The sequence below is a fragment of the Sulfitobacter sediminivivens genome, assembly GCF_042611115.2.
GTDB lineage: Bacteria > Pseudomonadota > Alphaproteobacteria > Rhodobacterales > Rhodobacteraceae > Sulfitobacter > Sulfitobacter sediminivivens.
In genome coordinates, this window is record NZ_JBHGAR020000009.1 from 1 (window position 1) to 22040 (window position 22040).

General features: G+C 58.0%; 21 protein-coding genes. 7 read left to right on the plus strand and 14 right to left on the minus strand.

Going from position 1 to position 22040, the window contains the following annotated elements; genetic code table 11:
• Positions 1-387 precede the first annotated feature (387 nt).
• The 5 genes from ACEWL3_RS10685 to ACEWL3_RS10705 form a co-directional block, all read right to left on the minus strand.
• Complete coding sequence (locus ACEWL3_RS10685) at positions 388-735, minus strand: hypothetical protein (protein ID WP_386182121.1); 348 nt, start codon at positions 733-735, stop codon at positions 388-390.
• Between the two features lie 90 nt (positions 736-825).
• A complete protein-coding gene (locus tag ACEWL3_RS10690; RefSeq protein WP_205389817.1) occupies positions 826-969 on the minus strand; it encodes a hypothetical protein in 144 nt (47 codons plus the stop codon).
• Between the two features lie 214 nt (positions 970-1183).
• A complete protein-coding gene (locus ACEWL3_RS10695; RefSeq protein ID WP_386181837.1) occupies positions 1184-1606 on the minus strand; it encodes a DUF6497 family protein in 423 nt (140 codons plus the stop codon).
• A gap of 8 nt (positions 1607-1614) precedes the next feature.
• A complete protein-coding gene (locus tag ACEWL3_RS10700; protein WP_386181834.1) occupies positions 1615-2013 on the minus strand; it encodes a cupin domain-containing protein in 399 nt (132 codons plus the stop codon).
• 153 nt (positions 2014-2166) lie between these two features.
• Complete coding sequence (locus tag ACEWL3_RS10705; RefSeq protein WP_386181831.1) at positions 2167-3699, minus strand: acyl-CoA carboxylase subunit beta; 1533 nt, start codon at positions 3697-3699, stop codon at positions 2167-2169.
• Between the two features lie 179 nt (positions 3700-3878).
• On the opposite strand from ACEWL3_RS10705, the gene ACEWL3_RS10710 reads away from it, so the two are divergent.
• Positions 3879-5102, plus strand: coding sequence for a multidrug effflux MFS transporter (locus ACEWL3_RS10710; RefSeq protein WP_386181828.1), 1224 nt, complete (start codon positions 3879-3881; stop codon positions 5100-5102).
• 75 nt (positions 5103-5177) lie between these two features.
• Positions 5178-6578 carry a helix-turn-helix domain-containing protein gene (locus ACEWL3_RS10715; protein ID WP_386181825.1) on the plus strand — a complete coding sequence of 467 codons (1401 nt, stop codon included), beginning with the start codon at positions 5178-5180 and terminating at the stop codon, positions 6576-6578.
• Here ACEWL3_RS10715 and ACEWL3_RS10720 read toward each other — a convergent pair whose 3' ends face one another.
• The 7 genes from ACEWL3_RS10720 to ACEWL3_RS10750 all read right to left on the minus strand — a co-directional run bounded on the left by ACEWL3_RS10720 (position 6579) and on the right by ACEWL3_RS10750 (position 14207).
• Complete coding sequence (locus ACEWL3_RS10720) at positions 6579-7244, minus strand: thermonuclease family protein (RefSeq protein WP_435000856.1); 666 nt, start codon at positions 7242-7244, stop codon at positions 6579-6581.
• Between the two features lie 74 nt (positions 7245-7318).
• Positions 7319-8977: a choline dehydrogenase gene (betA, locus tag ACEWL3_RS10725; RefSeq protein ID WP_386181819.1), complete on the minus strand. Its 1659-nt coding sequence runs from the start codon at positions 8975-8977 to the stop codon at positions 7319-7321.
• Positions 8978-8997: 20 nt separating this feature from the next.
• A complete protein-coding gene (gene betB / locus ACEWL3_RS10730) occupies positions 8998-10455 on the minus strand; it encodes a betaine-aldehyde dehydrogenase (protein ID WP_386181815.1) in 1458 nt (485 codons plus the stop codon).
• 59 nt (positions 10456-10514) lie between these two features.
• Positions 10515-12023, minus strand: coding sequence for a choline-sulfatase (gene betC / locus ACEWL3_RS10735; RefSeq protein ID WP_386181812.1), 1509 nt, complete (start codon positions 12021-12023; stop codon positions 10515-10517).
• A complete protein-coding gene (betI, locus tag ACEWL3_RS10740; protein WP_386181809.1) occupies positions 12020-12595 on the minus strand; it encodes a choline-binding transcriptional repressor BetI in 576 nt (191 codons plus the stop codon). Before betI ends, betC begins: the two co-directional genes overlap by 4 nt.
• Positions 12596-12670: 75 nt before the next feature.
• On the minus strand, positions 12671-13573 hold the full coding sequence (locus tag ACEWL3_RS10745) for a DMT family transporter (protein ID WP_386181806.1): 903 nt from the start codon (positions 13571-13573) through the stop codon (positions 12671-12673).
• Between the two features lie 37 nt (positions 13574-13610).
• Positions 13611-14207: a LysE/ArgO family amino acid transporter gene (locus tag ACEWL3_RS10750; protein ID WP_386181803.1), complete on the minus strand. Its 597-nt coding sequence runs from the start codon at positions 14205-14207 to the stop codon at positions 13611-13613.
• 248 nt (positions 14208-14455) lie between these two features.
• On the opposite strand from ACEWL3_RS10750, the gene ACEWL3_RS10755 reads away from it, so the two are divergent.
• The gene (locus ACEWL3_RS10755; protein WP_386181800.1) at positions 14456-14698 is read left to right on the plus strand and encodes a hypothetical protein; all 243 of its coding nucleotides are present in this window, start codon (positions 14456-14458) and stop codon (positions 14696-14698) included.
• Between the two features lie 126 nt (positions 14699-14824).
• Positions 14825-16216 (plus strand): M20 family metallopeptidase, encoded by a 1392-nt coding sequence (locus ACEWL3_RS10760; RefSeq protein WP_386181797.1) that lies wholly within the window; start codon positions 14825-14827, stop codon positions 16214-16216.
• 79 nt (positions 16217-16295) lie between these two features.
• Here ACEWL3_RS10760 and ACEWL3_RS10765 read toward each other — a convergent pair whose 3' ends face one another.
• Entirely contained in the window at positions 16296-17036 is a 741-nt protein-coding gene (locus ACEWL3_RS10765) for a YebC/PmpR family DNA-binding transcriptional regulator (protein WP_386181794.1), read from the minus strand.
• A 177-nt stretch (positions 17037-17213) separates the two neighbouring features.
• On the opposite strand from ACEWL3_RS10765, the gene ACEWL3_RS10770 reads away from it, so the two are divergent.
• The 3 genes from ACEWL3_RS10770 to ACEWL3_RS10780 are packed head-to-tail and all read left to right on the plus strand — an operon-like array spanning position 17214 to position 20215.
• Entirely contained in the window at positions 17214-17960 is a 747-nt protein-coding gene (locus ACEWL3_RS10770) for a 1-(5-phosphoribosyl)-5-[(5-phosphoribosylamino)methylideneamino]imidazole-4-carboxamide isomerase (RefSeq protein ID WP_386181791.1), read from the plus strand.
• Between the two features lie 51 nt (positions 17961-18011).
• Positions 18012-19784 carry an SLC13 family permease gene (locus tag ACEWL3_RS10775; RefSeq protein ID WP_386181788.1) on the plus strand — a complete coding sequence of 591 codons (1773 nt, stop codon included), beginning with the start codon at positions 18012-18014 and terminating at the stop codon, positions 19782-19784.
• Positions 19784-20215 (plus strand): ion channel, encoded by a 432-nt coding sequence (locus ACEWL3_RS10780; protein WP_386181786.1) that lies wholly within the window; start codon positions 19784-19786, stop codon positions 20213-20215. The genes ACEWL3_RS10775 and ACEWL3_RS10780 overlap by 1 nt, the downstream gene beginning before the upstream one ends.
• 42 nt (positions 20216-20257) lie before the next feature.
• Here ACEWL3_RS10780 and ACEWL3_RS10785 read toward each other — a convergent pair whose 3' ends face one another.
• The gene (locus tag ACEWL3_RS10785) at positions 20258-22036 is read right to left on the minus strand and encodes an SLC13 family permease (RefSeq protein WP_386181783.1); all 1779 of its coding nucleotides are present in this window, start codon (positions 22034-22036) and stop codon (positions 20258-20260) included.
• Positions 22037-22040: the final 4 nt, after the last annotated feature.

Here is a 22040-nt window from a genome sequence, read left to right on the forward strand (position 1 = left end):
GCCGCAAGGCCCGCGCAGGCCGTGAGCCCCAAAATGATGTTCCGAATAGACATATACCTGTTCCTTCACTGCTTTTATTTGCTTGGCCAATGCGCCGGGTTTTTCCCATTTCCCGCTTGGCTGCATCTTTAGGTCGACTGTGCCCGATCGTCGAGCCCAAACCCCGCCCCCCGTAAAAATCGGGCAGCAATGCCGAAGCTTCGACACGCTGCCCGTAAAGGGAAGGGGTATGGTCTTGGTGTGCATAAGGCGAAATCCAAAGGACTTTACCCGTTGCAAAGCTGATGCTGACCGAAACGCACGTGCACGCCAAGCGCGCCGTCGGACTTGCGCAAAAATCGGCTGAGGATTGCTGATATGGTGAAAGGCCAAGCGACAACATGCCGATCAATCCTCAAACGCGTCAGGAAAGGCGGCGCGTGCAACACCTTCGTTGATGACCAGCATGGCCTCATAATGGGCCGGATCAAAGGGATCTGTGGCCGGCAGAACCTCGCGACCAAAGAGCCATGAGAGCCGCCCGGCATCAAGGTTGCCCCGCTCGAACGGCTGATCGCCAAATGCGTCCCATAACGCCTTCATGAACCCGATGTCAGCACGCTTGTCAGCAGCTCGCCGGTCAGACCGGCGTTCGCGCACAGTCAAAGGCGTCGCCCCTTTGGGGTTCGCACGTCGTATGGTGAATTGGAAATCTGTGCCCGGCAGTCGTCCGGGAAAGCCGCGGTGCTTGAGCATATAGTCTAGCATGACAGCCCCCTCATATCGGGGCTGGCAGCCATCGCGGCAAAGGTCAGGACAGGCGCGGACGCCTGCCCTGTTATGGTATTACTTGTACTTGCCTGTGTACGTAGGCTCAACCGAGATTGGCTCGGGTGCGACCACAACGTAGTCATCGTCCTGCTGGCTTGCACATGCAGAAATGGCAGCAACAAAGCTGAAAGCTGCCAGCAATTTAATGCTCTTTGACATTTAAGTCTCCTGTCGTTGTTAATGGGGCGCGACACTGCTTGATGCCTCGCACGCCCCGATTCTGAGGTAAGGGATACGTGGGTATTCCTTGACCGCACGTTACAAGAAGTGATTTGCCATTGATACCGGGTTTGAACCAATCGGCGGCATTGTGACTCCAAAGCCTCATTTTTAGGGCGAATCGCAGCCCTCTGCCGTATATATTGTGGTTTCATCACAGGCCTTCCCAAATACAGGTGTCGCCCTCGGCACGGAAAGCTTCAAAAAATTGTGTTGCATCGGGATCTGGGACCCCAAATTCCGTCACGCGATCAGCCAGCGATACAACGATGATCTGCCCGTCCAGGTCATATTGCGTGATGTAGGGCAACGCCACCGACGTGCACAGATGTATCATGTCAGGGGCCGCCGCTTCGTTGTCGATGCTACCACCATCACGGGCAATTTCGGGGGCCACAAAGCGGAATCGCAGCCATATCTGGCCGTCCACTTCATCGACAAGCACCTCTTGAAGCTCAACGGGCTGACCCGATGGCACATCAATGGCAAAAGCTGGGGTAGCGGTGAGCGCTATGGCGAAAAGGCACGCCGATATCCCGTCGGTAAAGCGTCGGTACCGCGTCGGTATTTTTGTCATTGGGGTTTTCATGACGCGTCTTCGTCTTGGGTGGGGAAGTCAGCGGGTGAGATTATTTCGATGAGTTCCATATCATCGGAATGCCGGACTTCGCGGTGTATGATGCCGGGCGGCTGGAGCACGCAGGAGCCTGCGCGCAGGATGTGTTCCCCCTCGCCTTCGTACTCAAACACCACCCAACCTTGGGTGACATAGACCATCTGAAAATCGAGGTCGTGAGAATGCCATGTGGCGGGGCTTTCCATACCCGGCACAGCGCGGATGACATGGGCACCGTAGGCCCCCCTGGTCGCGGATTTGATTCCGAGGTCACGGTATTCAAAGAACGGTCGTAGACCCGCGCCTTTGAAAGTGCCGGAGTCCGCGTGGGCGATGGTGAAGGATTGGTTTTTGAACATCTCAGACATCAAACATTTCCCTGAAAGATGCGCCTATGGCCCACCTGCCATGGGTGGACGACGCGCACGCCTTACGTCTCCGACACCGATTATTCACAATGCTTTGCGCCTGACTGAGAGGTCGAACGGTATTTAAGAAAGGGTGAACAGGCATAGGTGTGCTCACAACGGAATATTGTCGTGCTTCTTCCACGGCGTCACGACCTTCTTATTCCGCAGGGACGCGAACGCCCGCGCGACCCGTTTGCGGGTGGCGCGCGGCTGGATCACTTCATCGATGAACCCCCGCTCGGCGGCCACAAACGGATTGGCAAAGCGGTTCTCGTAATCCTTTGCGTGCTGCGCGATCTTTTCGGCATCACCCAAATCGGCGCGGTGGATGATTTCGGTTGCGCCCTTGGCCCCCATCACCGCAACCTCGGCCGTGGGCCAGGCATAGTTGAAGTCAGACCGCAGATGTTTGGACGCCATCACGTCATAAGCCCCGCCATAGGCTTTGCGGGTGATCACCGTGACCATCGGCACGGTCGCCTCGCCATAGGCAAAGAGCAGTTTCGCGCCGTGTTTGATCACGCCGCCGTATTCCTGTGACGTGCCGGGCAGAAAGCCGGGGACATCGACCAGCGTCAGGATCGGAATTTCAAAGGCATCGCAGAACCGGACGAACCGCGCGGCCTTGCGCGAGCTGTCAATGTCCAGACATCCCGCCAGCACCATCGGTTGGTTTGCCACCACGCCCACAGTGCGCCCTTCAATGCGGATAAAGCCGGTGATGATGTTCTTGGCAAAATCTTCCTGAATTTCGTAAAAGTCGCACTCATCACCCAGCTTGAGGATCAATTCCTTCATGTCGTAGGGCGCATTCGCATTGGCAGGCACCAGCGTGTCCAGCGACGTCTCAATCCGCTCCGGATCATCAAAGAAGGGGCGCACGGGCGGCTTTTCCCGGTTGTTGGCGGGCAGGAAATCAACCAAACGCCGCACCTCTGCCAAGGCCTCAACGTCGTTTTCAAACGCGCCATCCGCGACGGACGATTTGCGGGTATGGGTGCTGGCCCCGCCCAGCTCCTCGGCGGTGACAACCTCGTTTGTGACGGTTTTCACCACGTCAGGGCCGGTGACGAACATGTAAGAGCTGTCTTTGACCATAAAGATAAAATCGGTCATCGCAGGTGAATAGACCGCCCCGCCCGCGCACGGCCCCATGATCACGCTGATCTGCGGGATCACGCCGCTGGCCTCAATGTTGCGCTGGAACACTTCGGCATAGCCCGCGAGACTTGCCACCCCTTCCTGAATGCGCGCGCCACCTGAATCGTTGATGCCAATCACAGGCGCACCATTCTGGATCGCCATGTCCATGATCTTGCAAATCTTCTGCGCGTGCGTTTCAGAGAGCGACCCGCCAAACACCGTGAAATCCTGAGAGAACAGATAGACCAGCCGCCCGTTGATCGTGCCCCACCCCGTAACCACGCCATCGCCCGCAGGCTTTTGTTTTTCCATGCCAAAATCGGTACACCGGTGCGTCACGAACATATCGAATTCTTCGAAACTGCCTTCGTCGAGCAACAGTTCAACCCGCTCACGGGCTGTCAGCTTGCCGCGCGCATGTTGGGCGTCGATCCGTTTTTGACCACCACCCATACGGGCCGTTTCGCGCCGCTGCTCCAGCTGTTCGAGAATATCTTTCATGGTGCTCCCCTATGTGGCCCGTCTTGAGTTTGCGGCATTCTAGCGAAGCAGGCGGCACAACCAAAGGTCAATTCTGCAAATTTGCAAAGTTTATTCAGTAGCTCGCTTGTTAATTGCAAATTAGCAAAAATGGCAATGCGCAATGGACAAGGTCACGCCACAGGACTACTTGCATTTGCATGGATAAGACACCGCAGATCCGGTTTCTGGATCGAACCACACCGCCCCACATCGCCACCCTGATCCTGCTGGCAGGCATGTCAGCCATCGTGATGAACATCTTCCTGCCCAGCCTGCCGCAAATGGCAGTATACTTTGGCACCGACTATGCCGTGATGCAGCTTTCCGTGCCGCTTTATCTGCTTTGCAGCGCGGTGATGCAGCTCTTTATTGGCCCGATTTCGGACAATCTGGGACGTCGCAGGGTGATGTTATGGGGTCTGGGCCTGTTCCTGCTTTCCACGCTGGGCTGCATCTTTGCCCCCAATGCCGCAGTTTTTCTGATCTTTCGGGTCGGTCAGGCGATCATCGCCACGGCCATGGTTCTGAGCCGCGCTGTGATCCGAGATCTTTACACCCAGGATCAATCTGCATCCGTCATTGGCTATGTCACCATGGGCATGGCCTTGGTCCCGATGGTCAGCCCGGCTCTGGGTGGACTTTTGGAAGAACTGTTCAACTGGCAGGCATCCTTTTGGGCATTGTTTGTGATCGGCGTGGGCGTCATGACCCTTGTTTGGGTCGACATGGGTGAAACAGCGCGGGCATCGAGCAAGTCACTGCTGGAGCAATTTTCTGAATACCCCGAACTGCTGCGGTCCCCCCGTTTCTGGGGCTATGCGCTCGCGTCTGGTTTCTGCTCGGGCGCGTTTTTTGCCTATCTGGGCGGCGCACCCTTTGTGGGGAGCGTGGTTTTCGCCCTCAGCCCGTTTTGGTTGGGCATCTATTTTGGTGCCCCTGCGGTTGGCTATTTCGTCGGCAACTTCATCACCGGGCGATTTGCCACGCGATTTGGCATTAACAATCTAGTGCTTTGGGGGTGCCTCGCCAATGCCTTTGGCGGGGCCGTTTCGCTGCTGATCTTTTTGGCTGGCTACGGCACGGCAATCACCTTTTTCGGAATGATGACACTGGTGGGGCTGGGCAATGGCTTGTGCATTCCCAATGCCACCGCAGGCATGCTCTCAGTGCGCCCGCATTTGGCAGGGACCGCATCGGGCCTTGGCGGCGCAATCATGATCGGCGGCGGCTCAGCCCTCGCCGTGTTGGCGGGCGCGTTGCTGACCCCTGAAACCGGGGCCTATCCGCTGCTGTGGCTGATGTTGCTCACGGCCATGGCGGGCGTCTGTTCGATATGGGTGGTCGTGCGCCGCGAAAAGGCATTGGCTTTGAAGCAGAGATAATTCACGCGACCCACCTTGCGACACACAGTTTGCAAAGCTAGGCTTGGCCATCTGCAAAGTTGCAAAGGGTGGATCATGGCCATTCAGAAACTCTATGCCGGGGCCAAGCTGCGTGAACTGCGCACAAAGGTGGGCCTGACCCAAAAAGATTTTGCCGCCCGGCTTGGTGTATCCCTGCCCTATCTCAACCAGATGGAAAACAACAACCGTCCCGTCAGCACGACCGTCGTGCTGGCGCTTGCCTCCGAGTTCGGGATGGATGTTACTGAACTCAGCACCGGCGACGGTGAGCGTTTGGTGAGCGACATGCGCGAAGCATTGGCCGATCCGGTCTTTGGTGGGGACATGCCGCCGCTGGCGGATTTGCGCCTTGCCGCGTCTAACGCGCCGGGGCTGGCGCGCGCCTTCCTGAAATTGCACCAGAACTACCGTCAAACCCACGAACGCCTTGCCTCACTCGATGAGGCACTGGGCCGCGAAGATGCCCGCGCCAGTCCAAGCCCATGGGAGGAAGTGCGCGACTTTTTTCATTACTGCGACAATTACATCGACGCCGTGGACCGCGCCGCAGAACATTTTGCCAGCCGCGAGGGGGGCCACCGAAACAGCCGCGCCTCTGCGGTTTCGACATTATCAGATGCAGGTGTAACCGTCGAATTTACCGACATGGATGCGTTGCGCAGCTTTGATCCCACCCAGAACATCCTGCGCATTTCGGCCCGTGCCGCCCCCGAAACCCAGACATTTCAACTGTTGCTGCAGGTCGCGCTCACCCGTCAGGACGCGCTGCTTGAAGCGACCCTCGATCTGGCACGCTTTCACAGTGCCGCCGCCCGTGACATTGCAAAGATCGGTCTGGCCAATTACTTTGCCGGGGCCGCCCTGCTGCCCTATGCCGCGTTCCACACCAAAGCCCAAAGCTGCCGACATGATCTGGAAGTACTGGCAGGCCATTTTGGCGCGTCGATTGAACAGGTGGCGCACCGACTGTCCACCCTGCAACGCCCAGGCACCAAGGGCATTCCGTTCTTTTTTGTGCGGGTGGATCAGGCCGGGACCATCACCAAACGCCACTCTGCCACCCGCCTGCAATTTGCGCGCTTTGGCGGGGCCTGTCCGCTTTGGAATGTGCACAGCGCCTTTGAAACTCCGGGACGGTTCTTGCGCCAGCTGGCTGAAACGCCTGATGGCGTCCGCTACATCAGCCTTGCGCGCGATATCTCGAAACCGGCGGGCCGCTTTGGTGCACCGGTGCGGCGCTATGCCATCGCATTGGGTTGTGAGGTGCGCCATGCCTCGGCGATTGTCTATGCCGATGGGATGGATGTTGGCCGGGATGGGGCGTTTGAACCGATCGGAATTTCCTGCCGTATTTGTGAGCGCAAAGAATGTCACCAGCGGTCGGTCCCGCCACTTGAACGTCAATTGGTGGTCGACCCGAACATGCGCAACGTCCTGCCGTACCGCATTGAATAATCAGCGTTTTGCAGGTCGCCAGCCAGATGCCTTGGCCTGCGCCTCTGAACAAAACCAGCGTTCGCCCTTTGCGGGCGAGATGCCGGTGCGATCATAGAATTTCTGACCCGGCATGTGGTAAATGTGTTTGCCTGACGCGCTGATATTCCCTTTGATCTGACAGTCCGGGTCATCACCCACCCGCCCTTTGATCCGCGTCAGCCGATAGCGTGCGGGCGATTGCAGCACAAACCCATGCACACCTTTGTTGGCGACATAGGCGGCCTTTTCATCCAGATCATAGTCAAGCGAATACCGGCGATAGGCAAAGGCCAGACCCTCTTGCACCAGCACCTTTGCAATGTCGGTACCATCCACAAAACAACGCGCCACCATCCTGCCATAGCGGTCTTTGCTCAAGGGTTCGCAGCGTACTTTTGCCCCCTGAAACCGGTCCCGCACCTGTCGGGTGATCCAATCACCGCAGGCCCAGTTCTGACCTGACAGGGTCGTGCAGGGTTGATCACTTTCAGGCGCATCAATGCCATGTAATCGAATTCGGGTCTGGCCCACTTCGAGCGTATCGCCATCAATCACCCTCACTTTGCCGGTGATCTCTGCCATGGCAGGCAACGCGCCGAGTAACAGCGCCGCAATGAGAGCAAAACGTGAACAAATCCTTAACATTTGGCCTATATGGCGGAGCAAATCCCCACCATCAATAGCAATTGTTAAGAAAGGTTAACGCAAATTCACAGCGATCAGCGTTGCGACACCTGCCAATTCGGATGCATCCAGGGTTCGTCGTTGGCGCGCGGTAAGGGATCAAGCCCCAGCAGGTGATCTGACACCTTTTCGCCAACCATGATCGACGGCGCGTTCAGGTTGCCGTTGGTGATGCGGGGAAAGATTGAACTGTCTGCAACGCGCAGACAGTCGACACCAATGACCCGCGCCTCAGGATCGACAACCGCGTTTTTATCGTCTGCCCGGCCCATCCGGCAGGTCCCGCAGGGGTGATAAGCACTTTCCGCATGTTCGGCGATCACGGCGTTCAGTTCCGCGTCCGTTTGCGCATCGGATCCAGGCTGAATTTCTTTTTTGACAAACGGCTTGAACGCTTCTTGTGCAAAAATCTCTCGGGTCAGGCGGATGCAGGTGCGGAAATCCTCCCAATCGCTTTCCTGAGACATGTAATTAAATCGGATCAAAGGATCGGCGGCGGGATCGGATGACGCGAGCGACACACTGCCGCGCGAGGCTGATCGCATGGGGCCGGTATGGGCCTGAAACCCATGTCCCTCTGGTGCCACCTGCCCGTCATATCGGACAGCGATGGGCAGGAAATGATACTGAATATCCGGGTATGGCACACCGGGTTTTGATCGGACAAAGGCCGCGGATTCAAACTGGTTCGACGCCCCCATGCCGCGCTTGGTGAAAAGCCACTGCGCGCCAATCACCGCCTTGGAAAGCAGGTTCCAGTGTTTATAAAGCGTGATCGGCTGCGATGCGGCCATCTGGATATACATTTCCAGATGGTCCTGCAGGTTTTGACCGACGCCGGGACGGTCCACAACCACCTCAATGTCATGTTCGGCCAGATGCGCGGCGGGGCCAATGCCCGACAACATCAAGAGCTTGGGCGAATTGATCGAGGACGCGGCCAGCACGACCTCACGCTCTGCCCCGATCACCTCAATCCGGCCACTGCGCGACACCTCTACGCCCACAGCACGGCCATCCTCGATAACCACACGCTGCGCCAAGGCGCGTACGATCTGCACATTCCCGGTCTTTTGCGCGGGCCGCAAATAGGCGTTCGCCGCAGACCATCGCCGCCCTGCCCAAACGGTTTGTTCCATCGGGCCAAAGCCCTCTTGTTGTTGGCCGTTGTAATCGTCGGTGACCTGATACCCGGCTTGCGCACCTGCCTGCACAAAAGCGTCAAATAGCGGATTGTCACGGGGTCCCCGGCTGACGTGCAACGGCCCATCTGTGCCGCGCCAGGTGGCATCACCGCCATGACCACCGTCATGCCAGGTTTCCATCCGCTTGTAGTAGGGCAGAACATCAGCAAAGGACCAGCCGCGCGCGCCCGCCTCTTCCCAATGGTCAAAATCCATTGCATGTCCGCGCACGTAAACCATGCCGTTGATCGAAGACGACCCACCAAGCACCTTGCCACGCGGACAGACCAGGCGGCGGTTGTTCAGATATGGTTCGGGTTCAGAGCTATAGCCCCAATCATAGCGTTTCATGTTCATCGGATAGCTGAGTGCGGCAGGCATCTGAATGAACGGGCCGGCGTCCGTGCCACCATGTTCGATCACAATGACCTTGCGTCCGGCCATCGCGAGCCGATACGCCATCGCACAGCCCGCGCTGCCCGCCCCTACAATCACAAATTCCGCGTTCATTTTTATGTCCTTTGCAGCGCTTAAAATGGCGCTTCGACGTCATCCATCCGGACAAAAACCGATTTCAACTGGCTATAGTGATTGATCGCAGCCTTGGAGTTTTCACGGCCCACACCGGAGTTCTTTGCCCCCCCAAAAGGGGCCTCGACCGGCGCATCATTGTAGGTGTTGATGTAACAGGTGCCCGCCTCAAACCGCGCCGCAACCCGGTGCGCACGGCTCAGGTCGTTGGTAAACACGCCCGCAGCCAACCCAAATTCCGTATCATTTGCACGGGTTATGACGTCTTCTTCATCTTCGAAATCAAGAACCGCCATGACGGGGCCAAAAATCTCTTCGCGTGCGATCACCATTTTGTCGGTCACATCGGCAAAGACAGTCGGCTGCATAAAGAACCCATCGCAGTCCACCCGCTTGCCGCCCGTGACCAGACGCGCGCCTTCGGCCTGGCCTTTTTTTACATACCTTAACGCGATGTTCATCTGCCGCTCTGATACCATCGGGCCAAAGCTGGTTGCGGGGTCCATAGGATCGCCGATGACGGCATCACCCAGACGCTCGGTCAGGCGTTTCAAGAATGCCTCTTTGATCGCTTTGTGCACAAAAACCCGCGTGCCGTTGGAACAGACCTGACCCGAGCTGTAAAAATTACCCAATATCGCGCCACTGACTGCGTTTTCGATATTGGCGTCGTCAAACACGATCATCGGGGATTTGCCGCCCAGTTCCATCGTGACATGTTTGATGCCCGCCGCCGCCGCTGCGTAAACCTTGCGGCCCGTGGGCACGGAGCCCGTCAAAGATACCTTGTCGACACGCGGATCCGTGACCAATGCGCCGCCGACCTCGCCCATGCCCTGCACCACATTGTAAATGCCCGCAGGCAATCCCGCCTCATGCAGGATTTCCGCGACTTTCAGGGCACAAAGCGGTGTTGTCTCGGACGGTTTGAAAATCATCGCATTGCCGCAGGCAAGCGCTGGTGCCCCTTTCCAGCAGGCAATCTGCGTGGGGTAATTCCATGCCCCGATGCCAACGCACAGACCCAATGGTTCGCGCCGTGTATAGACCCAGTTTTCGCCAAGCTGGATATGTTCGCCGGTCAGCGTGGCCGCCATCCCGCCAAAATATTCCAGCGCATCAGCACCGCTGGTGGCATCCACCACACTGGTTTCCTGATAGGGTTTGCCAGTGTCATATGTTTCCAGCACACTGAGATCATGGTTGCGTTCGCGGATCATATCCGCTGCGCGGCGCAGGATGCGCCCCCGTTCGGTGCCGGTCATCAGAGCCCATGCAGCCTGCGCCGTCCTTGCTGCGACAATTGCCTGTTCGATGATGGCTGGGGTGGCAGCATAGACGGTCGCGATCTTTTTGCCGGTGGCCGGATAGATCACATCAATCGGCGTGCCGGCGGTATCCTCAACGTATTGCCCGTTGATGAAATGGCTGGCTTTGGGTTGGGTATCATAAGGCATAAAGGTGTCTTTCTTGGCGGGAGTGCATGTGTATTTTTTGAACAATGAAGCTGGCGGGGCTATTCGCCGCGTGGAAACCGTTTGTTTTCTTCAAGCACATTGAGGTCCATATGGTTGCGCATGAACTGCTCTGATGCCTGGCGCAGCGGTTGATAATCCCAAGGGTAATAACCGCCCATGCGCAACGCCTCATAAACCACCCAGCGGCGGGCCTGCGACTTGCGCACATCAGCGTCATAGGCCTCCAGATCCCAACGCGCCTCTGATTTGGCGCGCAGGGTGTTCCGTGTGCCCTGATGGTCGGGATGTTCGGCGAGATTGGTCATCTCATGCGGATCGGCGTCCAGATCAAAAAGTTGATCATGGTCCAGCGCACAGCTGTTGAACTTCCATTTGCCGTACCGCAAAGAGACCATAGGTGCATAGGACGCCTCGGCCGCGTATTCCATGGCAACGGGTTCGGTGCGGTCAACACCCTGCCCCATGGGCACCAGAGATTGCCCTGTCGTCCAAGCCATCACTTCGTCCATGCTGACACCCGCGAGGTCGCACAGGGTTGGGCAGATATCAATGTTGCTGACCGGTGTGGTCTGCAGCCCCGGTTCCATCTGCGGCGCACAGATCATCATCGGCACGCGGGAGGACCCTTCGTAGAACGACATCTTGAACCACAAGCCGCGTTCGCCCAGCATGTCACCGTGATCGGAGACAAAGATGATGATTGCCTCTTGCCTCGTGTCTTCCAGTGTCTGCAAAATCTCGCCCACCTTGTCGTCGAGATAGCTGATGTTGGCAAAATAGGCGCGGCGCGATTTTTCGATGTTCTGGGACGTGATGTCGAAATTGCGCCAGTCGTTTGCGTCAAAGATGCGTTTGGAATGGGCGTCATGATCGGCATACTCCATCGCTGGAATGTCGGGCTGCAAGTGGTCACAATCCTTGTATAAATCCCAATACTTCTTGCGGGCCACATAGGGGTCGTGCGGGTGCGTAAAGCTGACCGTGAGGCACCACGGGCGGTCTTCCAAGCCGCGTGACAGGTCATAGATTTTGCGCGTCGCCTCAAAGGCCACCGCATCGTCGTATTCCATCTGATTGGAAATCTCGGCCACACCTGCACCGGTCACAGACCCCATGTTGTGATACCACCAATCAATGCGTTCGCCGGGCTTGCGGTAATCTGGCGTCCAGCCGAAATCTGCCGGGTAAATGTCGGTGGTCAGGCGCTCTTCGAACCCGTGCAGCTGATCCGGGCCGACAAAATGCATCTTGCCTGACAGGCAGGTGTGATAGCCGGCACGCCGCAGATGGTGTGCATAGGTCGGGATCGACGATGCAAACTCTGCCGCATTGTCGTAGACACCCGTCGCCGAAGGCAATTGGCCTGACATGAAGGCCGCCCGCCCCGGCGCGCAAAGCGGCGATGCGGTATAGGCATTGCGAAACCGTGTTGACCGGGCAGCCAGCTTTTTCAGGTTCGGCGCATGCAACCAGTCTGCCGGACCATCCGGAAAAAGCGTTCCGTTCAACTGATCCACCATCAAGATCAAGATATTCGGCTTGGTCATGCCGGGTCTTTCAGCAAAAGATCAAGCGTCGACAGCGCACTGGCCCGTGCTGCATTGGCGGTGCCACGGTCGGACAACGCCGCACGCAGATAGAGTCCGTCAATCAGCGCCGCCAATGTGTCGGCGTCCGCAATCGGATGCGCGCTTAGACCCCGCAATGCATGGGTCAGGTTGGACCGCAGGCGCCGCTGATAAAGTCGCAACAGGCGTTTGGTATCCTTGTTGGTCCGCGAGGCCGCATAAAGCGTCATCCAGGCGTTGACCGTGTCAGGGGCAAAACAGGTTTCATCAAAGCTGGCGATGATAATCGCCTGCGCCCGCGCCCGTTGCCCGCGCGCCTGCGTCAACCGCGCCCTTACCTCGGCCCCATATTCGACGAGGATATGGCGCATGGCCGCCAGAAATATCTGATCCTTGCCGCCAAAATAGTGATGCGCCAGTGCTGTGGACATGCCCGCACGCTTTGCAATCTGACCCACCGTCACGTCCAGAGAATGCGCGGCACCGATCTCAGCGATGGTCGCTTTGACCAGTGCCGAGCGGCGGATGGGTTCCATTCCTACTTTGGGCATGGGGATTCGCGTCCTTTGCGGGTTAACCACCCAAGGATAATGCGTTTTTTATTGACCAGTCAATCAAGAAAGATATCAGACTTTCGTCGCATGGCTCAGCGGCGTGATCTGACGTTTCAGCATCGCCTCACGCCAAGTGATGAACGTGACCGACCCAAGGATCACAAAGCCGCCGATGACCACCCAGATATCAATCGCTTCATCAAACATGATGGCCCCGAGGGCCGTGGCCCAGATCAGCTGAAGAAACGTCACAGGCTGTGTCACGGTCACAGGAGCAGCAGCAAAGGCAAGGGTCATGGTGTAATGACCCGCCGTTGCAAAAAACGCGACGCCGGCAAGGATGGTGATCTCGTGCCAGGTGGGCATAATCCAGACAGACAGCGCAAATGGGGCAAGCCCGATGGTGACAAAGATCGACAGCATCGCCACCACCACAGCCGGCTTCACCTCATCGGCGAGGATCTTGGCCAGCAGATATGACCCGGCAAAAACCACCGCAGCGAAGAGCATCGCCAGATGCCCCATGCTGACCTCACGAAATCCGGGCCGCAGGATGATCGCGGCCCCCAGCAGGCCCAGACAGACCGCCACAATTCGCCGCGCGGCCAGCCGTTCGCCCAGGAAAACGGCGGCACCCATGGTCACATAAATCGGCGCGAGATAGTTCATTGCCGTCACTTCGGCAATGGGAATGCGGGTCATCGCAAAAAACCACAACATGACCCCCATCGAATGGAAAATCCCGCGCAGTCCAAAGAGGCTCCAGTGACGCCGGGTCAGATGCGCGGACCTTAGGGCGCTGATGGCAGGCAGCAAGAACACAAGCCCCATGGCATAGCGCAGAAATGCTGCCTCTGCCGCAGGCAGGCGCGGACCCATATATTTTACCAGCGCCGTGACCATGATGAAACACAGTCCCGTCACCAGCATCCAGAAGATGCCCGTCACCGGGCGTTGGGGCAGTGCAGTTGCCATGGCAGCCTTGTTTCGCAACCCGCGAGCAAGGGCAAGGTCACATAAGCAGAAGTTTCGCGGCAATCGCCCACATGGTCAGCGCGATGATCGCATCCAGCACCTGCCAGCTGCGCGGCTTGGCAAAGAGCGGGCTGAGCAGACGCGCCCCATACCCCAGCGCGAAAAAGAACACAAAGCTAGCCGTGACAGCGCCGATACCAAACCACAGCCGGTCGGGATATTGCGCCGAGATGGAACCAAGCAACACCACGGTATCGAGATAGACATGCGGATTGAGCCAGGTAAGCGCGAGCAGTGTCAGGATGGCCCTGCGCAGGCTATGCGTGCCCTGCCCTTTAGCCTGCAGAGCAAGGCCGCCGCGCCATGCGGCTTGGGCGTTCTGCACGCCATACCAGATCAAAAAAGCCGCGCCGCCATAGCGCATTGCGGTTTCGAACCACGGCAGCGCCTCTGCCAGCGCCCCAAATCCGGCCACACCGGCGGCAATCAAAAGCGCATCTGACACCGCACAGGTCAAACAGACCCAAAAGACAAACTCGCGACGCAAACCCTGACGTAGCACGAATGCGTTCTGCGCACCGATGGCCAGGATGAGGGTCAGGCTCAGCGCAAAACCGGGTAAAAACGAGGTCATCACCGACGCGGTGGTCCTTTAATTCAGGTTAAACGGCGTAACGGCTGCGCGCTGATTGTTCCAGTGAAGCTATATCCAGTTATCGCGATACATTTCGACCGTTTTGCCGACCTTGCGACCGTATTGCAAGGCCCCGCTTCAGATCGAAAATGTAACAAAAGGGACACGTTTGAGTGATCCGAATGACGCCCCCTAGCGTACTTCTATTACAGTGCCTATGTGCAAGGTCATAGAAAAAGGAAAATGTCATGTTCGACAAATACAAGAAGCTGGAAATCAGCCAGGAAGAGCTTGCCGTGATCGAGGCCGCACTTCACACGCAATCAAAGATCCTGAACGTTCAGGCCAGTGCTGGTGGCAGCGCCGCGCGCAGTCGGCTGAACGAAGTCAAAAGGGTTCTGGCGCATGTTTCACAACACCGCGCCCCAGACACAGAGCCATGCCGCAAACCGACCGCTGGCTGGTTCGGAATGTCACGTATCTTTGGCTGAGACCTGCCAGAATAGGCACACAACCATAACGTCCCTTTCCGGGGCGTTTTTTATTGCCTGCTGCTTTATTGTGTTTCCATCCTTCCATGCGCAAACTTACCTTGCGAATTGGCGGGGATGCGCGGAATGAACTCTCAAAACACCGACCGGGCGAAAGCGCTTGCCAGGGCGGCCGCATATTTTGATGACGGCCGTTTCGAGGCTGACCTTGCCGCCCTTGTCAGCATCCGCAGCGAAAGCCAGAACCCTGCCAGCGCCGATGCCCTGCCCCACTACCTGAACGAGGCGTTAATGCCGAGATTGGCGGCCGCAGGCTTTAGCTGCGAGATCAACGAAACCCCTGTCGGCGGCCCGTTCATGATTGCGCGGCGGGTTGAAGCTGCAGGCCTGCCGACGGTTCTGCACTATGGCCACGGCGATGTTGTGCATGGTCAGGACGCGCAGTGGCAAGAGGGGCTGTCGCCCTTTGCCCTGACCCGCAGGGGCGACCGACTTTATGGGCGTGGCACTGCGGACAACAAGGGCCAGCATCTGATCAACATCGCTGCCGCAGAGGCCGTCATCGCAGCGCGCGGCAGCCTTGGGTTCAATGCCACTTGGGTCTTTGAGATGGCCGAGGAAACTGGCTCCGCCGGGCTGGCTGCGTTTTTCAAGGCGCACCGCGAGGACCTGAAAGCCGATGTGTTGATCGCCTCTGACGGGCCACGCCTGCAACCAGATACGCCAACGATCTTTCTGGGCGCACGCGGTGCGCTGAATTTTACCCTTACGGTGAACCTGCGCAACGGCGCGCATCATTCGGGCAATTGGGGGGGGCTGCTGGCCGATCCCGCGATGATCCTGTCGCATGCTCTTGCCTCAATCACCGACGCGCGCGGTCAGATTGCCGTGCCCGAATGGCACCCCACCAGCCTGACCGACGACGTGCGCGCCGCCCTCCGCGATCTGCCCATCTCAGGCGAAGATGGCCCCACGATTGATGCGGACTGGGGCGAAGAAACACTGACCCCCGCCGAACGCGCTTTTGGCTGGAATTCCTTTGCCATTCTCGCGATGAAAAGCGGCGTCCCAGAGGCCCCGGTCAATGCAATTTCGGGCCACGCCAGCGCCACCTGCCAGTTGCGGTTCGTTGTTGGCACCGAGCCGGAAGACATCCTTCCTGCCCTGCGCCGCCATCTGGACCACCATGGGTTCACTCAGGTTGAGATCATTCCTGAAGCTGCCAACATCTCGAAAGCAACGCGTCAGCCGCGGGATCACCCTTGGGTGCAACGTGTCGAACAGTCGGTCATTCGGACAACGGGCAAAGCACCGCATGTGCTGCCCAACCTCGCCGGATCGCTGCCGAACGATTGTTTCACTGACATTCTGGGACTGCCGACGGTGTGGATACCGCATTCCTATCGCGGCTGTTGCCAACATGGCCCTGATGAACACATGCTGGTCACCATTGCGCGCGAGGGTCTTCAGATCATGACCGGGGTGTTCTGGGATATCGCCCCACGGGGGCGTCCTTAACAAACTCTATCCCGCTGGGGCGTCCTTGATAGATAAGGCAACGCAAGAGTGCCCTAAATCCCAAAGCCCTGCCAATGCCCTAAAGCTGCTCCATCACCTCGTCAGAGGCTTCAAAATTGGTGGTAACGCGCTGCACATCATCATCATCTTCCAGCGCATCCACCAGCTTCATCAACTTTTGCATGCTTTCGAGATCCATTTCCGTGGTCGTCGTTGGCCGCCATGTCAGCTTGGTCGATTCACTTTCGCCCAGTTCAGCTTCCAAGGCTGTGGCAACCTCGTTCAGATCAGTGTCGGCACACCAAATGATATGGCCCTCTTCGGTGCTTTCCACATCCTCGGCCCCCGCTTCGATTGCGGCCATCATGACGGTGTCCGCATCACCGACATCTGCGGGATAGGTCACCTCGCCCTTGCGGTCGAACATGAACCCGACGCTGCCCGTTTCGCCCAGATTGCCACCGTTCTTGGTAAAGGTGGATCGCACCGTCGACGCGGTGCGGTTGCGGTTGTCGGTCATCGCCTCAACAATAACCGCCACGCCATTGGGACCATAACCCTCATAGCGGATTTCTTCGTAATCATCGCCTTCGCCAGCCGTTGATTTTTTGATGGCTCGGTCAATCACGTCCTTGGGCACGGATTGCGATTTCGCTTCTTTCACCGCCAGACGCAGGCGAGGGTTTTTGTCGGGGTCCGGTTCGCCCATGCGTGCCGCCACTGTGATTTCCTTGGAAAGCTTGGAAAACAGCTTGGAGCGTTGTGCATCAGCGCGCCCCTTGCGGTGTTGGATATTTGCCCATTTTGAGTGGCCGGCCATGACAAACCTCATGTCTGAAAATTCTAGTTGGCACTCTATATGCCAGCCGCACAGTCATGTGCAATCCGCAGCGTGATACCGGATGACCCCTCCAGCCCTTAAAATGCCGCTTTCAGCGTATCCGAATCTGGGCCAATCCATGATAGGTTGACCTAGCGTCAGCAAAGGAGCCCCGTCATGATCATCATTCCCGCCATCGAACTTCAGAAAGGCCGTTGTGTCAGCCTGTATCGTGGACGACTGGACGAGCCGCAGATTTGGCATGTCGATCCGGTGAATACCGCGCGTGGCTGGGCGCAGGCCGGTGCGCAAATGCTACATGTCACCGACTTTGACGCGGTTCAGGGCAAACCTGACGACAACCGCGATCTGGTCACCAGCATCATCCGGCAGGCAAAGATGCCAGTTCAGCTTGGCGGTGGGATACAAACAATGGACGGAATTCGGCGTTGGATCGACGCTGGGGCCGCGCGCATCGTGCTCAGCTCAGCCGCCGTGCACAAACCTGACCTTGTCAAGGAAGCAGCGCTTACCTGGCCTGACCGCATCGTTCTGGCCGTGGATGTCTTTCAAGGTAAGGTCATGGCAGGCGGATGGCGCACCCAGTCTGCGTTCGATCCCGAACCCTTCATCCGCAACTTTGCCAATGACCCGCTGGCCGCTGTCATCGTCACTGACATCGACTCTGCGATTGAGGACGCCGATGCGTCGCTTTCACTCATCACGAAATTGGCCGCAGAGACAAACGCGCCGGTCATTGCGCGCGGCACCGTGCGCGGTTTGGATGACATCAGCCGCTTGAAATATGTGCCCCATGTTGCAGGCACCATTGTCAGCCGCACACTGTTCGACAAAACGCTGTCGCTATCCGAGGCGCTGGCCGTTGCGGCAACTGTCCCTGAGGAAATTGCGCCCTTCGTATAGGTCCCGTTCTATCGGCTGGCCAAACGCAGCACGCTCGGCCATAAAACGGGGATGACAGCAGATCAGATCATTCTCTTTTCCTTGTTCGGCGCGGTTTTTGGCCTGCTGATCTGGGGCCGTTTCCGGTATGATATAGTGGCATTTTCCGCGCTCATGGTGGGCGTGGTGCTGGGCGTGGTACCAACCAAGAACGCCTTTGACGGCTTTGGCCACCCTGCAACGCTGGTGGTTGCGTTGGTTTTGGTCGTTTCCGCAGGCTTGGTTCGATCCGGTGCTGTGCTGTTGATCACCCGCACGCTGGTCGATGCCTCGCGCAGTCTGGGCGCGCATATCACGTTGATGGGTGCGGTGGGCGGCATCCTGTCCGCGTTCATGAACAACGTCGCCGCATTGGCCCTGTTGATGCCCGTCGACATACAAACGGCCCGAAAAGCAGGGCGTCAGCCGGGGCTCAGCCTGATGCCGCTCAGTTTCGCCACCATTCTTGGCGGCATGGTCACCCTTATCGGCACGCCACCCAATATCATCATCGCCGCGATCCGTCAGGAATCACTGGGAGAGCCGTTCAGGATGTTTGATTTCGCCCCAGTGGGCGGGCTGGCGGCCATTGCAGGCCTCATTTTTGTCGCCCTGATTGGCTGGCGCTTGATCCCGGTCCGCGAGGATGCGGCCCTCGATCTTGAGGACATATCACAGTACATCGCCGAATTGACGGTCCCCGAGGGCAGCAAACAAATCGGCAAACGCATCAGCGAACTACAGGATGTCGCAGATAAATCTGATGTCGCCATTCTGGGCCTGATGCGGGACGGCAAGCGTCGCTATGGTCAGGCGCGCAATGTCGCTTTGAAAGCGGGCGATGCGCTGGTGCTTGAAGCGACACCCGATGCGCTTGACGAATTTCGCAGCACCCTTGATCTGGCGCTGGCCGACAGCAACCGCGAAGAACACCTTAAGGCGGGCGGTGAAGGTGTTGAAATCATTGAGGTTGTCGTCCCTGAATCCTCGCGCCTGAACGGGCGCACAGCGCAGGCTGTGGGCATGCTTTGGCGGCAGCGCACGATCTTGCTGGGGATTTCACGACGGGGCCGCAAGATCACCTCACATCTGCGCAATACAGAGCTCATGGCCGGCGACATACTGTTGCTGCTGGTGCCGCGTGACATGGCCGCGCATGTGACCGATTGGCTCGGTGTCTTGCCCTTGGCCGATCGCGGTCTGGCGGTGACTGAAAACTCCAAGGTCTGGCTTGCCATCGGGCTTTTTGGGGCGGCGGTTGCGGCGGCGTCCTTTGGCCTGATCTATCTGCCCGTGGCACTTGGGCTCGTGGTGATTGCCTATGTGCTGGCCAAAATCGTCCCGCTTTCCGAGCTTTACACCCATATCGAATGGCCTGTCGTTGTCCTGCTTGGGTCGATGATCCCGCTGGGGGCAGCCCTTGAAACCTCGGGTGGTACGGAATTGATCGCGGGCGCGCTCATCGGCTTGACCGAAGGGATGGCCCCCTGGATTGTGCTGACCGTGCTTATGGTGGTGACGATGACGCTGTCAGATGTGCTTAACAACACCGCAACGACCATCGTGGCGGCCCCTGTGGGCATTCAGATGGCGCACACCCTGAACGTCTCACCCGATCCGTTTTTGATGGCAGTGGCGGTCGCGGCATCCAGCGCATTTCTGACCCCCATCGGTCACAAGAACAACACGCTGATCCTTGGCCCCGGCGGCTATTCCTTTGGCGATTACTGGCGCATTGGCCTGCCACTTGAGATCATCGTGGTGGCCGTGTCGATCCCTGCAATCCTCGTCTTTTGGCCACTCTGATGGAACTATGGACACAGATCGCACGCGGCACGCTGTTTCTGAGTATATCGGCAGGGATACATCTGGCGCTGATCATCTTCAGTCTGCCGTGGCTGACACGGGTGGCTCAAGCCACAAAAGAGCAATTTCGCGCCCATCGCGCCGGTCTGCTGATCAGCCTCGCTTTTGGGCTCACCGTCTTTGGCCACACCGTGCAGGTCTGGATCTGGGCAGGGGCGTTTTTGTGGTACGGGGCAATCGACGGCGTTGATACCGCTGTCTATTTCTCCCTCAGCACCTATACCACACTGGGATACGGCGACATCATTCTGGACGATACCATGCGTACCTTTGGGGCATTTGCCTCTGTGTGCGGGATGCTGACCTTTGGGATCAGCACCGCATTTCTGGTGGGGATGATCGGACGGGTGCTGCCCAAGGGACTGCACTGATCGGCGACCAGCCCACCCGCGCTGAAAATCAGGCCCAAGGCGTTACAACGGCCACATCAACGGGATCAACGCAGAAGCCAGCAGCCCGACAGACAGGTTCAACGGAATCCCAACCTTCAAGAAGTCCGTGAACTTGTACCCGCCCGGCCCATAGACCATCATATTTGTCTGATAGCTGATCGGCGTGGCAAAGGTCGCGCTGGCCGCAATCATCACCGCAATCACCAAAGGACGCGGATCAATGCCCATGTTCACCGCCAGACCAATGGCCACCGGCGTGAGCACCACCGCAACCGCGTGATTGATCAACTCTGACAGCACCGAAGTCAGCAGATAGATCGCCCAGACGATGAGGAAGGGCGGCAAAACCGCGATGGGCGGTGCAATAATCTCGACGATCAACTCGATCGCCCCGGAGGTTTCCAGCGCCGTCGCAACCGCCAGCATCGCAAAAATCAGCGCAAGCAACCGCCCGTCGATCACCGAAAACGCCTCGTCCGGGTCAATGCAGCGGGTCAGGAACAGCACAGCCATCGCAAGCACAGCAAGCAACAGGATCGGGGCCACCCCAAACGCTGCAAGGATGACGATACCCGCCAAAGCCGCCAATGCCAGCGGCGCATGGCGTTGACGGTACGGCCGTTCGGTGGGATGGTTCACATCCACAAGGCCTGCATCGACGGCCAGTCTGTCGATGTCTTGCGCATTCCCCTCAAGCAGCAGCGTATCGCCGACCCGCACGACCACGTCGTCAAGTTTGCTTCCAATGTTCTCGTTGCGCCGGTGCACGGCCAGTGGATAAACACCATAGCGCCGGCGCAAACGCAGCGCCCCAAGCGAGCGCCCGACCAATGTCGCACCCGGCGTGATCAGCACTTCCACCGTTGTCGTCTCGCGCGAGCTTAGCTTGTCCACAACCCGCACATCCGAGCTGGCTTGCATGCCCAGCAATTCCTGTATCTGAGTGCGCAAGACGATGCGGTCACCGACTTCAAGTTCAACGGAGGCAAGATCACGGCGCAGCGACAGGTCACCGCGCAGCACGTCAATAAGCCGTACACCGTCACCCCCGAAAAGCCCGACGTCCGTGACCTTTTGCCCAATCAGTGCGCTGCCTTCTGGTACCGCAACTTCGGTAAAGAATTTCTTTTTGGTTTTATCGCCAAGCATGCTGGCCATGGTGGGCCGGTCGGGCAGCAACCGAGGTGCGACAAACCGCAAATAGAGACCACCCCAGATCACCAGAGGGATCGCCAGCGGCGTGACCTCAAAGATCGAAAACGGCTCCATCCCGCTGGCCCGCGCCACGCCATCGACCAGCAGGTTGGTCGAGGTGCCGATCAGAGTTAGAGTTCCCCCAAGAATGGCCATATAAGACAATGGAATCAACATCTTGCTGGCGGAAATGCCCAGTTTCTTGGACAATTGCACAAACACCGGGATCATCACCAGAACCACGGGCGTATTGTTGACAAAGGCTGACGCCAGCACCACGAAAATCATCAAGGAGCCAATGGCCATCACCGGACTTGTGTCGGCCTTTGCCTCGGCCAGTCGGGTGAACCACGCCAAAGCGCCGGTGCGCACCAACGCCCCCATGACGATGAACATCGCGGCAATTGTCCACGGTGCCGAATTTGACAGCACATGAACCGCATCATCATAGGGTAACAGCCCCAGCGCCAGCATCGCCGCAGCCCCGCCAATGGCCGTGACCTCTGGCGGGTAGATCTCGCGGATGAAGAGCGTGAACATGACAATGACGACGCCGAGCGTCATGAGCGCCTGAGTTTCTTGCGAGAACTCAAAAAAACCAGCCATAACG